Raw genomic sequence first — 14,195 nt, forward strand, 5'->3', positions numbered from 1 at the left:
GAACAGCGGCAAATGTCACCACGGCAGGCAACGCCTGGGGTGTAAAAAAATCAAACGTCCATGCTGTGGGCTCATTGCTCTGTGTGGCGGTGGCAGGTAAAGAGTGTCCCTGACAGGCTGTCAGTACCAGTAACGGCAGCAGCCAGATTACGCGGATTATTTCCATAATATATTCCCATCCATATTAGAAACCGTAGGTTGCCAGTGCTTATCCGGCTGGTCTGTGATGTACCTCTGAGGTTTTCTCGGGAATCAGAAGGTCAGGGGACTTTTAGCAAGCAATAGGATTTACCAGTTCCCATAGGGGTACTTTTTACCTTTAATAAAATCCTTAATGAACGGATCGTATCCATCTGGAATGCTGTAGTTAAATTTAATCCGCGAAGGGAATTTGTTGCAGACCGAGAGTTTATCTCCTGATGTTGTGGTGATTCTGAGCGGGGTAACCGGCAGATTTTCTCTGGCATCGGTGTTCTGCAACCAGATACGGACTTTACCTTCTGGTGCCAGGCCAAATAGCAGGGTGTCATACCAGGCCGTTTCACCTCTGAAGTTTTTGCCGGTCGGTGTCGACATCTGTGTCTGCAGCTCAGCGGAAAAAACAATCATAGTCTGATAGGTTTTTCTGTCGATAATAGAGTCCCAACAGAACAGCATTTGCGCCGGGGCGTGTCGCGCTTTATTAAACTGTATTCCTCCGTTAGCTGTTCTGTTATTCCAAGTACCAATGACATTGGGGTTGTTTCTAGTACTGTCCAGAGTGCGATAGGTATAAACGACTTTCTTGCTGTCAATAATCAGTGCCCTAGTGACGATTGCTGGCAACCCTTTAGGGGTAAAAAATGCAAAACCGATCTCCCCATAGGGCATAGTCCCGGTTTGCTCAGGGGTCTGTAGCTCTCCGGCACGGCAGCCGCTGAGGGTAATAAGTAATAGCAGTAAAATAGGGTTTTTAAGCATCATCCATTCCGTTAAATGTTGCCGTGTGTGGTTTACCAATTTCCGTAGGGGTACTTTTTCCCTTTAATAAAATCTTTTATATCTTGGTCATACCCGTAAGAAAAATCACTCTGTGTGATGCCTTTACAGAGCGAGAGCTTATCCCCTGATGTTGTAGTGATGCTGAGCGGGGTAACCGGCAGATTTTCTCTGGCAGTGCTGTTCTGCAGCCAGATACGGACTTTACCTTCTGGTGCCAAACCAAACAGTAATGTTTTATACCAAGAGGTATTGCCTCTCCGGTCTTTGCCGGTTGGTGTCGACATCTGTGTCTGCAGCTCAGCGGAAAAAACAATCACAGTCTGATAGGTTTTTCTGTCGATAATAGAATCCCAACAGAACAGCATTTGCGCTGGGGCATGTCGAATTTTATTACGCTGAACCATTCTTCTTGCCCTCAAGCTCCAGTTCTTTACAGTTCCTGAGTTTTCCTGAGTACTATCCAATGTCCGATAGGTGTAGACCACTTTTTTACTGTCAATAATCAGTGCCCTGGTGACGATTGCCGGTAACCCTTTGGGGGTGAAAAAAGCAAAACCCGCTTCCCCATAGGGCATAGTTCCGGTTTGCTCAGGGGTCTGCGGCTCTCCGGCATGGCAGCCGCTAAGGGTTATCAGTAACAGCAGTAAAGCAGGGGTTTTTAGCATCATCCATTCCTTTAAATGCTGCCGTGTGTGGTTTACCAATTTCCGTAGGGGTACTTTTTCCCTTTAATAAAATCTTTGATGAACGGATCGTATCCATCAGGAATGCTGTAGTTAAATTTAATCCGTGAAGGGAATTTGTTGCAGACCGAGAGTTTATCCCCTGATGTCGTGGTGATACTGCGCGGGGTAACCGGCAGGTTATCGCTGGCAGTGCTGTTCTGCAGCCAGATACGGACTTTACCTTCTGGTGCCAGACCAAATAGCAGGGTGTCATACCAGGCCGTTTCTCCTCTGAAGTTTTTGCCGGTTGGTGTCGACATCTGTGTCTGCAGCTCAGGGGAAAAAATAATCACAGTCTGATAGGTTTTTCTGTCGATAATAGAGTCCCAACAGAACAGCATTTGCGCCGGGGCATGTCGCGCTTTATTAAACTGTATTCCTCCGTTTCCTGTTCTTTTACTCCAAGTTTCAACGGCATCGGAATCGCTTGCTGTGCTGTCCAGAGTGCGATAGTCATAGATCACTTTCTTGCTGTCGAGCATAAATGCTCTAGTGACGATTGCCGGTAACCCCTTAGGGGTGAAAAAGGTAAAGCCGATCTCCCCATAGGGCATAGTTCCGGTTTGCTCCGGGGTCTGCGGCTCTCCGGCATGGCAGCCGCTAAGGGTTATCAGTAACAGCAGTAAAGCAGGGGTTTTTAGCATCATCCATTCCGTTAAATGTTGCAGTGCGTGATTTACCAATTTCCGTAGGGGTACTTTTTCCCTTTAATAAAATCTTTTATATCTTGGTCATACCCGTAAGAAAAATCACTCTGTGTGATGCCTTTACAGACCGAAAGTTGATCTCCTGATGTCGTGGTGATACTGAGCGGGGTAACCGGCAGGTTATCGCTGGCAGTGCTGTTCTGCAGCCAGATACGGACTTTACCTTCTGGCGCCAGACCAAATAGCAGGGTGTCATACCAGGCCGTTTCTCCTCTGAAGTTTTTGCCGGTTGGTGTCGACATCTGTGTCTGCAGTTCAGGGGAAAAAATAATCACAGTCTGATAGGTTTTTCTGTCGATAATAGAGTCCCAACAGAACAGCATTTGCGCCGGGGCATGTCGCGCTTTATTAAACTGTATTCCTCCGTTTCCTGTTCTTTTACTCCAAGTTTCAACGGCATCGGAATCGCTTGCTGTGCTGTCCAGAGTGCGATAGTCATAGATCACTTTCTTGCTGTCGAGCATAAATGCTCTGGTGACGATTGCCGGTAACCCCTTAGGGGTGAAAAAGGTAAAGCCGATCTCCCCATAGGGCATAGTTCCGGTTTGCTCCGGGGTCTCCGGCTCTCCGGCATGGCAGCCGCTGAGGGTAATAAGTAATAGCAGTAACATAGGCGGGAGCAATTTCATGATTTACGTCCGTGTATACTGTAAACAGTTCGTTGCCAGCGCTCATCTGGGCGGTTGATAAACCCGATCAGTGCTGAAGCTGACACTGCTCCGTAAATCTGGCCCTTACTGTCCAGTTTGATAGCATTCCAGTGAGCGGAACAATGAATATATTTTCCGGCAATGATATCCAGCTCCTGCTGGGTGAAACTCTGCGGAACCCGGCCACTGCGGATAGCACTTCCCATCGCCAGTGCCTTTTCACACAGAGGAAGCAGTTCCTTTGGGAGGCGTAATGTATCGGCTGTTTCACGAATTGGATCAAATATCACCCCAGCCTCCTTTGCTGCTTCCAGCATCAGTCGCAGTACCACCAGTGACCAGCCATTACTGATGATTCGGTTGCGCAGCGTTAGTGCCGCATAGCTCCTTTTCTGCATCTGCCCATATTTGTCCGTGGATAACCGGCTATCAGACCAGGCCTCTACACTAATATTACTGGTTCGTAGCAGGGGAGCCAGGGTCGGGTATTGTTGTAGTAGTGGCAGCTGAGCCATTGTCTGCCGATAGACTTGGGTCTGTTCATCCGGCTGACTCAGAAGAACCGTTTCAGTGGTCGGTCGGGTCAGAAACAGATCTTCACGGGTAACGGGGAGATAGCCTCCACCAATATCAGAGTGTGCGCCGGGTATCATCAGCTCCGGCCATACCGGTTGCACGCTGTACAGCGGAAAATTAAAACGGCACTCATTTGCGGCGGTGATATGAAATACCTGCCGGGCGATGCCGCGGGGCAGGCAAAGTTTTACATCACCGCTATCCGCACTGTGGGGATTAAGGCCGTTTGACGGGGTACCGATAGCCGCTACGGTATCGAAAAGTCCAACAAAGCGGATGCTGCCTGAAGGGGGGCCATTAAACAGAGTGCCTTCCATTCCTTGGTGGATAGCTCTGATAAGCGCAGGGTCCTGATCACTGATACGGTTTGCAAAGTGCCGAGCCGCTGCAGCCCCGCGGCTAAAACCGAAAATATCGAATTTCAATTCTTTGATAATAATGATATTTTCGACTAGGTAGTCTTTAATACGTTGTATATTTAGTCTCAAAGAATCACCCAGTTTGATAATCGCATTATCCGTTTTTGCAATGACCCCTGTATCTGAAATACCAAAACCCTGACCAATAATATCATCAGGTTTACCTGCCTCAGTACCAATACCGTCAATATAGAGGGCTGTTTGTATATCAGAGGTACTTACAGATAAATCACGGAAATACAGCATACTCAACCAGTGAATATTGGTGTAATAGTTGGTATAGCTGGTTGCAGAGGTCCCTGAAACCCCCATTTTATCGCGGGTACATTTTTCCAAAATAGACTCAGCCGCCTGAGTGCTCAGATCATAATAACCTGTCGTACAGGCTTTCAGCATATTCTGCGTATTGATGGCATTATTCCCAGTACCGTCAAAAAATACGCCGATGGTTAGCGTGATCTCACGCGTATGTTTCTTGCGTGCCGCCTGTGCGTACTGGAGAGGAGTCTCTGTCGAAGGGCTGTTCTGCACGGCGGCGTTAGGGGTGTCAGCGTCAGGCAGAGACTGATGGTGAGTGGCGGTCTTCTGCTCATAACTGTCAAATCTAGAGGGAATAAACCGTGCTTGGCAGGGGCAACTACTGACACTGTCCAAGCTACCTGCCAGCATTCGACCGTTGTCCCACATATCCACAATACCGCCACAGATGACATAAGTCCCGGGATGTTTCCCGCAGGATACCAGATCCCCTTGGCGTGCCCCCGCAACACCGAGCCAACTAAATGACTGATCACCTGTCAGTATCTTCCCGCCACAGGTGGTTTGATCTCCAACACATAGAAAATAGCCGATAGCCATACACTGTCCTTAGTGAGTTGCAATCTCCATCAAACACCGTTATTCACTTTTTTTCCGTGACCAGATCGAAATATCCTCTGAATTTATGGATTTTCTCGTAAACAATAACCTCGCATAACCATGAGTCCTACGCGGTATATCAGTTAGGGAGGAGGCAAGGTATTGGTGCTCACCGAGCATACTTAGGAGCTGCCTCCACCCGGTGGGGAGAACGGGTAGCGCCAATTATTCAAATTCTCTGACAAAGATCATCATGGTTATCCGAGTGTAATCTGGGCGGAAAAGCGTATCGTAGAGCGCATATCCTATTAGTACAGTCGATTCCGGAGTGAACTTATGACGGCCTCACGTATGCCGGTGGTGTTTTTGGGGCATGGCAGCCCGATGAACGTATTAGAAGAAAATACCTATACGCAGTGCTGGCGGGAACTGGGCAAGCGTCTGCCGCGCCCTAAAGCCATCTTGGCTGTCTCCGCTCACTGGTATACCCGAGGCACGGCAGTGACTGCCATGGCCGAACCACGGACTATCCACGATTTCGGTGGCTTTCCACAGGCGCTGTTTGATACCCAGTATAATGCACCCGGCGAGCCACAACTGGCTGCGCAGATTGCGGAGCTGCTGGCGCCGGTACCAGTAGTCCTCGACCAGCAATGGGGATTGGATCACGGCTCATGGGGCGTACTGATTAAGATGTACCCTGAGGCCGATATTCCGGTGGTACAGTTGAGCATCGATGGCACTCAACCAGTAGAGTATCACTTTGCGTTAGGACAAAAACTGGCTGCGCTGCGTGAGCAGGGTGTCATGATTGTCGCCAGTGGTAACGTGGTCCATAACCTGCGTAAAGTGCGTTGGGGTGGGGGTGAGGCTTATCCGTGGGCAGAGTCATTTAACGATTTTGTCCGTGACAACCTCGATTGGCAGGGTGAACCGTCACAGCATCCGCTGATTAACTTTATGCAGCATGAAGGGGCGGAGCTGTCTAATCCATCGGTGGAACACTTCCTGCCACTGCTGTATGTGCTGGGTGCCGTATTGCCAGGGGATAAAATCTCGGTGCCGGTGGACGGTATTGAGATGGGCTCACTGAGTATGTTATCGGTGGTCGCCGAGTAAGCCTGGGTTCAGGGGATCGCGAAGATCCCCATAACCGTTATGGAGTGAAGAAGTGCGGATAGAAACGCGAAAGATCCTGAGTGATCAACTGCTTGTCTTCCCGTAAACCGATCCCTGCCGGGGCATCATCGATAAGCCAACTGCCAATCACCGTATAATTGCCGTCAAACTGCGGCAGCGGGTGAAACTGTTGGATGATGGTGCCTTCCTCGCCATAAGGGCCGGCAGCATGAGCAATTTCTTGGTGATTATCGATGATGCGGACATTGGCGCCTTCCCGCGAAAACAGTGGTTTAATCACATAACGCGCCGGTAGTGGAGGCTGATCTTCACTGAACCAGGCGGGTAACAGGTTAGGATGTCCGGGAAACATCTCCCATAACAGCGGCAGGATCGCTTTATTCGAGACAATACTCTTCCATGCTGGTTCCAGCCAGCGCACACCGGCATCGGCTAATTTCATGGAAAACGATTCCCGCAGCATAAATTCCCACGGATAGAGCTTAAACAGGTTGCTGATCACCTGATCTTGCAGGTCGGTAAACTGACCTTTCTCGCCAAGACCGATCTCATCGATAAATAGGAAATCGTTGCTAACCCCGGCTTCTTGGGCGCAATCCTGCAGATACTGTACGGTGGCACGGTCTTCTTCACTGTCACGGCAACAACTGAGGTGCAGAAAATGGAGACCGTGTTGTTGTTGCAGGATTTTAAAGCGATTAATCAGCTTTTCCTGCAGGCTGTTAAACTGATCGCTGTTTGCCGGCAGATGACCTGCGGCAAGCTGATCCTCCAGCCAAATCCATTGAAAGAACGCCGCCTCATACAAGGAAGTCGGGGTATCGGCATTGTTCTCCAGTAATTTGGCATCGCCGCTGCCTCCCCACGCCAGATCCAGACGTGAGTACAGCGACGGCTGTCGGCTTTTCCAAGAATCGGCGACCACATCACGGACATGGGTCGGGATGCGAAATTTCTCCAGCAGTGCTTCGCTGGCGACCACTTTGTCTACCGCCTGCAGGCACATCTGGTGCAGTTCCGCGGTCACATCCTCCAGATACTCAATCTGCTGGGCACTGAAGCGGTAACAGGCTTCCTCACTCCAGTAGGGCTCGCCATACAGGGTATGGAAGTGGAACCCATACTCTTCCGCTTTGCGGCGCCAGTCAGGGCGCTCGCTGATAGGGAGACGTTGCATACTCTGCCTCAGCCTCCGAAGCTTCTGCCAGCGGAGGGACCGCGGCTCAGGTTACTGCGCGGAGCGCTGTTCTGCCGCGCGACAGAGTCACCGAACCCACCGCGGGTGATGGTGCGGGTCGTGGCCGGTTTTGGGGCCAGTGCCGTTTTGGGTACGGTCATGCTGCGGCCAGCCGTTGCCGGACCATAGCTGCGCCCGCTGGCATCGACAAACTGTCCGCGGGCCGGGCTGGCCGGGTTACGGGGGGTAAACAGCGGTTGTGACATGCCGCTCATCATCCGTCCCATCATATAACCGGCCATCAGTGGCATCCATGGACTGCTCTGTTGTGGCTGGACACCGGCCGAGGCGGGCACTTGCTGACACTGGTTTTCACCGAATTCGGCAACACAATCTTCACGGCTGGCGTATTTGGGTGCGGTGCGCGCCGCTTCATTGAGAGCGCTGTTATAGGCATTATGACACTGAGCAGACTGGCCGGGATTCGCCTGGCTACACTGGTCAGCATTCATATACATTGAGACTTTTTCATCTTTCTGCTCGCAACCGCTGACCAAAAAAGCGGCGGAAACCGCGATAGCGAGAGGCGTAACATGGCGCAGGCTGATCCCTTTACGGAAGGCCGCATGATGAATGTTTTTTGTTCTTTTCATTATTGATTCCTGATCCCAGAGCTAAGGAGTCAGGATAAGGGAGCAGCGGTTAAAACAGAAGCAACCAGAGGGCAGCGAAGGGGATCTTTACGTTGTTATACGTTTAGCGGGGACAGAGACGGCCCCCGCTACGGATAATTACTGACTGAATGGATTACCACTGTGGCGCGGTGTCGCAGTATGACGGACCGCCGCAGGTGTTGCACTTGCCCGTGAAGCCTGCATTGGCGCAGAACCATCGGCCTCAGCATCCTGTTGTGGATTTTCAGGGGCAACGGTATCCGGTGCGGTGGGGACATCTTTACCCAACTGTGCATTCAGTGAGGCCAGATCTTGCTCATTAAGGGTGCCCAGTGCATATTTGATATTCAACTGGTTAATCAGATAGCTGTAACGGGCATCCGACAATTGCTGCTTGGCATTATACAGTGTGGTGGTGGCATCCAGCACATCGACAATGGTACGAGTACCGACCTGATAACCGGCTTCCATCGCATCCAAAGAACTCTGTGCAGAGACGACAGCCTGTTTATAGGCGTTAATACTACTGATAGAAGCATTCACGTTATTATACGAGGAGCGAACCGTCTGAACTGCTGAACGGTGGGCGCTTTCCAGTTTTTCGCTGGCGCTGACAAAGCTGTATTCCGCCTGTTTCACTTGGGAGGAGACTGCGCCGCCACTGTACAGTGGGATAGACAGGCTCAGACCCACTTGGGTGGTGCCGGCAATAGAATCTTGAGTGGTGGAGGTAGTATGCGACCGGTAACCGTCATACTTACTGTTAGACATCCCGGTAGAGGCGGTCAGTCCCAAGGTTGGCATATGGCCAGACTCTGCATATTTGATCTGCTGACGGGCCAAATCCTGGGATAAACGCGCTGACAGTAAGGTCAGGTTATGGTTATCTGCCTGTTTAAGTAAGGCTGAAACGGTTTCCGGTTTTTCAGTACTGAAACGGTTGATATTTAAGGATGCCAGTGCGTAGTAGTCGTTACCGGTGATCTGACGCAGCGCTTCCATTTTATTATCAAGATTATTGCGGGCAGTCACTTCGTTGGCCAACACACTGTCATACTGTGCGCGGGCATTCTGTACGTCGGTAATCGCAACCAAGCCGACATTAAAGCGCTGGGTGGTCTGGTCCAACTCGCGATAAATTGACTGCTTCTGCGCTTCGGTATAAGACAGGGTATCAATGGCACTCAGCACATTAAAATAGGCGGTGGCAGTGTTCAGGATTAAATCCTGCTGGGCTACCTGATAGGTGACGTCCTGAATACCTGCGGTTTTTTCCTGTAAGGTCAGGGCGCGCCATTTCGACATATCAAAAATCGTCTGGGTCAATTGCAGTGAGGCACTCCCGATATTAGAACGAATGCCACTGTTATCACGGTAGCCACTATTGAAATCGTAATCACCGCCCAAACCTAACTGGGGTAATAACGGGCTGCGGGACTCATTAATTTTTTCAAAGGCGGCATCGCGATCAGCGGCAGCACTGCGCAGGTCTGGGTTAGAATTACGGGCTTGCTGATAGACCTGCAACAGGTCTTCTGCCTGACTAAGCTGTGTAAAGCTGGCAAGACTCATGCCAATGATGACGGGGAGCAATTTTTTCATTTGCATTCCTTGTTTTGCAGCGAAATTGCATAAATGGTGCTATCGGGTGCCAAAAAATAATCAGCGATTCTATCAGAGTCAGAGGGCATGTTAAGTTGGCTTAACGTGCCATCCGCGGGGGGCTGCGTAAAATAAAAGCCAAACATCGCCTGCAACGGGGTGTAATACTCTCAGTCAGTGACACCGGACGCGGAACCCATTAAACGTTTTCAGGAGTTGCACAATGCCAGAGAATCAACAATCGCCTGCTACTTTCCAGCGTAGAGATGTAGAAATTATTACAAGGGAAAGATTGTATAAAGGTTTTTTTTCATTAATTAAGTACCGCTTTCGCCATCGCCTGTTCTCCGGTGCCTTGAGTAAAGTCATTGAGCGCGAAGTGTTTGAGCGCGGCCACGCGGCGGCGGTGCTGCCGTATGATGCCCAGCGCGATGAGGTGGTGCTGGTGGAACAGATACGTATCCCTGCCTATGATTCAAGTCAAACCCCATGGCTACTGGAGATAGTGGCGGGTATGATAGGGGCAGGTGAAACCGGCGAACAGGTCGCCCGCCGGGAAGCGATGGAAGAGGCGGGACTAACCCTTGGACGGATCAAACCGGTTATCGACTATTTGTCGAGCCCCGGCGGGAGTAGTGAGCGAATTGCGGTCATGGTGGGCGAAACGGATGCCACTCAGGCAAAAGGCTGTCACGGTCTGGACGAAGAGAATGAGGATATTCTGGTGCGGGTGGTAAGCAGGGAACAGGCTTACCAATGGGTTGAACAGGGGATGATTGATAACGCAGCCACTGTGATTGCCCTGCAATGGCTTGAACTGCATCACAGAAGACTGACAGAAGAATGGAAGGCCACATGACACAACGCTACACTCCTGATTTCCCTGAAATGATGCGTCTCAATGAGACCAACTATGCGCAGTTGCGCCGTTTACTGCCCCGCGACGAGCGGGAAGGGGAAATGACCAGTTATCAGATTAACGGTGCTCGCTATCGTCTGACGATAGAGGAATCTACCCGCTACACCACCCGGGTCAATATCAGCCAAGTGGCACCGGCAGTCAGTTATTGGAGTCTACCGGCCATGTCGGTGCGGTTGTATCATGATGCGCGGGTCGCAGAAGTGTGTTCAACACAGCAGATCTTTCGCTTCAAAGGGCGTTATGATTACCCGAATAAAAAGTTACATCAGCGTGACGAGAAACATCAAATCAACCAGTTTCTGGCCGAATGGCTACGCTACTGCTTGTTACAGGGCACGATGGCCGAAGCAGTGTGTTAATTTCCGACCCACGGTGCGCTTACTAAGGATGTCACTTGGACAGTGTATTACAACCCCAGATCGCTGACCCTTCACAGATACGTGTGTTGCAACTCACGGATACTCATCTGTTTCAGGGCCAGCATGAAACCCTGCTGGGGGTTAATACCTGGGCGGGTTTCCAGGCAGTACTTGATGCGATACTTGCCAGTGGTCCGCATTTTGACTTGGTGATCGCCACCGGTGATCTTGCCCAAGACCACAGTCCACAAGCTTACCGACACTTTGCTGAGGGGATTGCCCGTCTACCGGCCCCTTGTGTCTGGCTACCGGGCAACCACGATTTTCAGCCTGCGATGTACGCGACCTTGGCAGAGGCCGGTATTAGCCAAGCCCGACAGGTGCTGTTGGGCGATCACTGGCAAATGCTGCTGCTCGACAGCCAAGTATACGGGGTGCCCCATGGCATGCTCAGTGATTTTCAGCTGGAGTGGCTGGAAAAGACCTTAGCGGTGACACCGGAGCGTGACAGCGTTATTTTGCTGCATCATCATCCTCTGTCCTCTGGTTGTCGCTGGCTGGATCAGCACAGCTTACGCAACTCCCATCAGTTGGATGCGATACTCAGTGACTATCCCCGAGCCCGTACTCTGGTTTGCGGGCATATTCATCAGGAAATGGATGCCTTATGGCAGGGGCGACGGGTGTTGGCGACGCCCTCGACCTGTGTACAGTTCAAACCCCATTGCAGCGGTTTCACTATTGATACCGTCGCCCCCGGTTGGCGGACGTTAACCCTAGCAACGGGAGGGAGGCTAGAGACGCAGGTCGACCGCCTCGACACCCAAGATTTTGCACCCGATTTGGAATCTGAAGGATATTAGTCCGATGTCTGTTTTGCTTTACCTGCATGGTTTTAATAGCTCGCCGCAGTCGGTGAAAGCCACCCTGTTGCAGAAGTGGATGCAACAGCACCATCCGCAGGTCAGGATGATCATTCCGCAATTACCGGATTACCCTGACCAAGCCGCGATGATGCTGGAGGAGCTGGTGATGCAGTATGCCGGTCAGCCGCTGGGCATTGTCGGTTCTTCCCTCGGCGGTTACTATGCCACTTGGCTCTCCCAATGTTTTATGTTGCCAGCAGTGGTGATCAACCCGGCGGTACGGCCATTTGAACTGTTAGAGCACTATCTGGGGCCGAATCGTAACCCGTACACCGGCCAAGAATATGTGTTAGAGTCTCGCCATATTGATGACCTGAAAGTGATGCAGGTCGCACCGCTGGAAGCGCCGGACCTGCTGTGGCTGCTGCTTCAGACCGGTGATGAAGTGCTCGATTACCGGCAAGCGCTGGACTACTACGCCCTTTGTCGACAGAGCGTTGAAGTCGGCGGCGATCACGCCTTCCGTGATGTGCAACGCTACTTTACACCGTTAACAGAGTTTCTGGGCTTAACCTGCGACTGAACCGGCGTGCCCGTCGGATAACCCCATTCAGAAAAACGAAAGAGAACGATGACTCAATCAAGTTATAACGCGGATTCTATTGAAGTATTGACCGGGCTTGAACCTGTCCGCCGACGCCCGGGTATGTATACCGATACCGCGCGTCCCAACCATCTGGGTCAGGAAGTGATCGATAACAGTATCGATGAAGCGCTGGCGGGACATGCAAAACGCGTGGAAGTGGTCCTCCACGCCGATCAGTCATTAGAAGTGATCGATGATGGCCGTGGTATGCCGGTGGATATCCACCCAGAAGAAGGGGTACCGGCCATTGAACTGATTTTCTGCCGCTTACACGCCGGGGGGAAATTTTCCAATAAAAACTACCAATTCTCCGGCGGTCTACATGGCGTCGGGATTTCGGTGGTCAATGCCTTATCGACCCGGGTGGAAGTGACCGTGCGCCGTCAGGGCGAAGTGTACGAAATGGCCTTTGAAAACGGTGAAAAGGTCGAAGATTTACGGGTCACCGGCACAGTAGGCCGCCGTAACAGCGGCAGCCGGGTACGCTTTTGGCCGGATGCCTCGTTCTTTGACAGCCCACGCTTCTCCGTGTCGCGTCTGACACATCTATTGAAAGCCAAAGCGGTGCTCTGTCCGGGCGTCGAGATTATTTTCCGTGATATTGCCGCTAAAACTGAGCAGCGCTGGCATTACGAAGATGGCCTTACTGACTACTTAAAAGAGTCAGTGAATGGTCTGGTGACGCTGCCGGAAAACCCGTTTGTCGGCACCTTTGCCGGCGAGACCGAAGCTGTTGACTGGGCGCTATTGTGGCTGCCGGAAGGGGGGGAGTTACTCACCGAAAGTTACGTCAACTTGATCCCAACCATGCAGGGAGGTACCCACGTTAATGGCCTGCGTCAGGGGCTGCTGGATGCTATCCGTAACTTCTGTGAATACCGCAATATTCTGCCGCGCGGCGTTAAGCTGTCAGCCGAGGATATCTGGGATCGCTGTGCCTATGTCTTGTCGGTAAAAATGCAGGATCCGCAGTTTGCTGGTCAGACCAAAGAGCGTCTCTCTTCCCGTCAGTCCGCCGCGTTTGTCTCAGCGATTGTCAAAGATGCCTTTAGTCTGTGGTTGAACCAGAACGTCCAACTGGCTGAACAACTGGCAGAAATGGCGATTGCCAGCGCACAGCGTCGTCTACGGGCAGCCAAAAAAGTGGTGCGTAAAAAGATCACCAGCGGTCCGGCACTGCCTGGCAAACTGGTAGACTGCACCGCTCAGGATCTGAATAAAACCGAACTGTTCTTGGTAGAAGGGGACTCGGCAGGCGGCTCTGCCAAACAGGCCCGTGACCGTGAGTTCCAGGCGATCATGCCGCTGAAAGGTAAGATCTTGAACACCTGGGAGGTGTCATCTGACGAAGTTTTGGCTTCCCAGGAAGTGCATGACATTTCTGTCGCTATGGGCATCGACCCAGACAGCGATGACCTTAGTATGCTGCGTTACGGCAAAATCTGCATCTTGGCGGATGCGGATTCTGATGGTCTGCACATTGCCACCTTGCTGTGCGCGCTATTCGTTCGTCATTTCCCGGCGCTGGTGCGGGGCGGGCATGTCTATGTGGCGATGCCTCCGTTGTACCGAATCGATCTTGGCAAAGAGGTCTATTATGCCCTCGATGAAGACGAAAAAGCAGGGGTGCTGGAGCAACTGAAACGGAAAAAAGGGAAAGTTAACGTTCAGCGCTTCAAAGGGTTAGGTGAGATGAACCCGATGCAGTTACGGGAAACCACCCTTGATCCGAATACCCGTCGTTTGGTGCAGTTGGCCATCGATGAGCAGGATAACGAAGAGACCCTGAAAATCATGGATATGTTACTGGCGAAGAAACGCTCTGAAGACCGCCGTAACTGGTTACAGGAACGGGGTGATAAAGTGGATATCGAGGTATAATTCGGCGTTCAC

Annotated in this window: 14 protein-coding genes; 6 read left to right on the forward strand and 8 right to left on the reverse strand. The window is 51.5% G+C overall.

Annotated features, from left to right (window positions below; genetic code table 11):
• Nucleotides 1–288 precede the first annotated feature (288 nt).
• Genes DW47_RS0100010 through DW47_RS0100030 form a run of 5 tightly spaced genes read right to left on the reverse strand, consistent with a single transcriptional unit; the run spans nucleotide 289 to nucleotide 4,916 of the window.
• Nucleotides 289–960, reverse strand: coding sequence for a DUF2931 family protein (locus DW47_RS0100010; protein ID WP_029684256.1), 672 nt, complete (start codon nucleotides 958–960; stop codon nucleotides 289–291).
• 32 nt (nucleotides 961–992) lie between these two features.
• The gene (locus DW47_RS0100015; RefSeq protein WP_029684257.1) at nucleotides 993–1,646 is read right to left on the reverse strand and encodes a DUF2931 family protein; all 654 of its coding nucleotides are present in this window, start codon (nucleotides 1,644–1,646) and stop codon (nucleotides 993–995) included.
• A gap of 32 nt (nucleotides 1,647–1,678) precedes the next feature.
• A complete protein-coding gene (locus tag DW47_RS0100020; RefSeq protein ID WP_029684258.1) occupies nucleotides 1,679–2,350 on the reverse strand; it encodes a DUF2931 family protein in 672 nt (223 codons plus the stop codon).
• A gap of 32 nt (nucleotides 2,351–2,382) precedes the next feature.
• The gene (locus DW47_RS0100025; protein WP_029684259.1) at nucleotides 2,383–3,042 is read right to left on the reverse strand and encodes a DUF2931 family protein; all 660 of its coding nucleotides are present in this window, start codon (nucleotides 3,040–3,042) and stop codon (nucleotides 2,383–2,385) included.
• On the reverse strand, nucleotides 3,039–4,916 hold the full coding sequence (locus tag DW47_RS0100030) for a PAAR domain-containing protein (RefSeq protein WP_029684260.1): 1,878 nt from the start codon (nucleotides 4,914–4,916) through the stop codon (nucleotides 3,039–3,041). The genes DW47_RS0100025 and DW47_RS0100030 overlap by 4 nt, the downstream gene beginning before the upstream one ends.
• A gap of 336 nt (nucleotides 4,917–5,252) precedes the next feature.
• On the opposite strand from DW47_RS0100030, the gene ygiD reads away from it, so the two are divergent.
• Nucleotides 5,253–6,035, forward strand: coding sequence for a 4,5-DOPA-extradiol-dioxygenase (gene ygiD / locus DW47_RS0100035; protein WP_029684261.1), 783 nt, complete (start codon nucleotides 5,253–5,255; stop codon nucleotides 6,033–6,035).
• A 37-nt stretch (nucleotides 6,036–6,072) separates the two neighbouring features.
• Here ygiD and DW47_RS0100040 read toward each other — a convergent pair whose 3' ends face one another.
• From DW47_RS0100040 to tolC, 3 genes are all read right to left on the reverse strand, one after another.
• A complete protein-coding gene (locus tag DW47_RS0100040) occupies nucleotides 6,073–7,233 on the reverse strand; it encodes a glutathionylspermidine synthase family protein (RefSeq protein WP_029684262.1) in 1,161 nt (386 codons plus the stop codon).
• Between the two features lie 8 nt (nucleotides 7,234–7,241).
• A complete protein-coding gene (locus tag DW47_RS0100045) occupies nucleotides 7,242–7,886 on the reverse strand; it encodes a DUF1190 family protein (protein ID WP_029684263.1) in 645 nt (214 codons plus the stop codon).
• A 138-nt stretch (nucleotides 7,887–8,024) separates the two neighbouring features.
• Entirely contained in the window at nucleotides 8,025–9,509 is a 1,485-nt protein-coding gene (gene tolC / locus DW47_RS0100050; protein ID WP_029684264.1) for an outer membrane channel protein TolC, read from the reverse strand.
• A gap of 223 nt (nucleotides 9,510–9,732) precedes the next feature.
• Between tolC and nudF the strand changes: the two genes are divergently transcribed.
• From nudF to parE, 5 genes are read left to right on the forward strand one after another with little or no spacing between them, the layout of a single operon-like run.
• On the forward strand, nucleotides 9,733–10,368 hold the full coding sequence (gene nudF / locus DW47_RS0100055) for an ADP-ribose diphosphatase (protein WP_029684265.1): 636 nt from the start codon (nucleotides 9,733–9,735) through the stop codon (nucleotides 10,366–10,368).
• The gene (locus DW47_RS0100060; RefSeq protein WP_029684266.1) at nucleotides 10,365–10,790 is read left to right on the forward strand and encodes a DUF1249 family protein; all 426 of its coding nucleotides are present in this window, start codon (nucleotides 10,365–10,367) and stop codon (nucleotides 10,788–10,790) included. The genes nudF and DW47_RS0100060 overlap by 4 nt, the downstream gene beginning before the upstream one ends.
• 35 nt (nucleotides 10,791–10,825) lie before the next feature.
• Complete coding sequence (gene cpdA / locus DW47_RS0100065; RefSeq protein WP_029684267.1) at nucleotides 10,826–11,653, forward strand: 3',5'-cyclic-AMP phosphodiesterase; 828 nt, start codon at nucleotides 10,826–10,828, stop codon at nucleotides 11,651–11,653.
• 4 nt (nucleotides 11,654–11,657) lie between these two features.
• Entirely contained in the window at nucleotides 11,658–12,239 is a 582-nt protein-coding gene (gene yqiA, locus DW47_RS0100070) for an esterase YqiA (protein ID WP_029684268.1), read from the forward strand.
• A gap of 48 nt (nucleotides 12,240–12,287) precedes the next feature.
• A complete protein-coding gene (parE, locus tag DW47_RS0100075) occupies nucleotides 12,288–14,183 on the forward strand; it encodes a DNA topoisomerase IV subunit B (protein ID WP_029684269.1) in 1,896 nt (631 codons plus the stop codon).
• Nucleotides 14,184–14,195 lie beyond the last annotated feature (12 nt).

The sequence above is a fragment of the Tatumella saanichensis genome, assembly GCF_000439375.1.
GTDB lineage: Bacteria > Pseudomonadota > Gammaproteobacteria > Enterobacterales > Enterobacteriaceae > Tatumella > Tatumella saanichensis.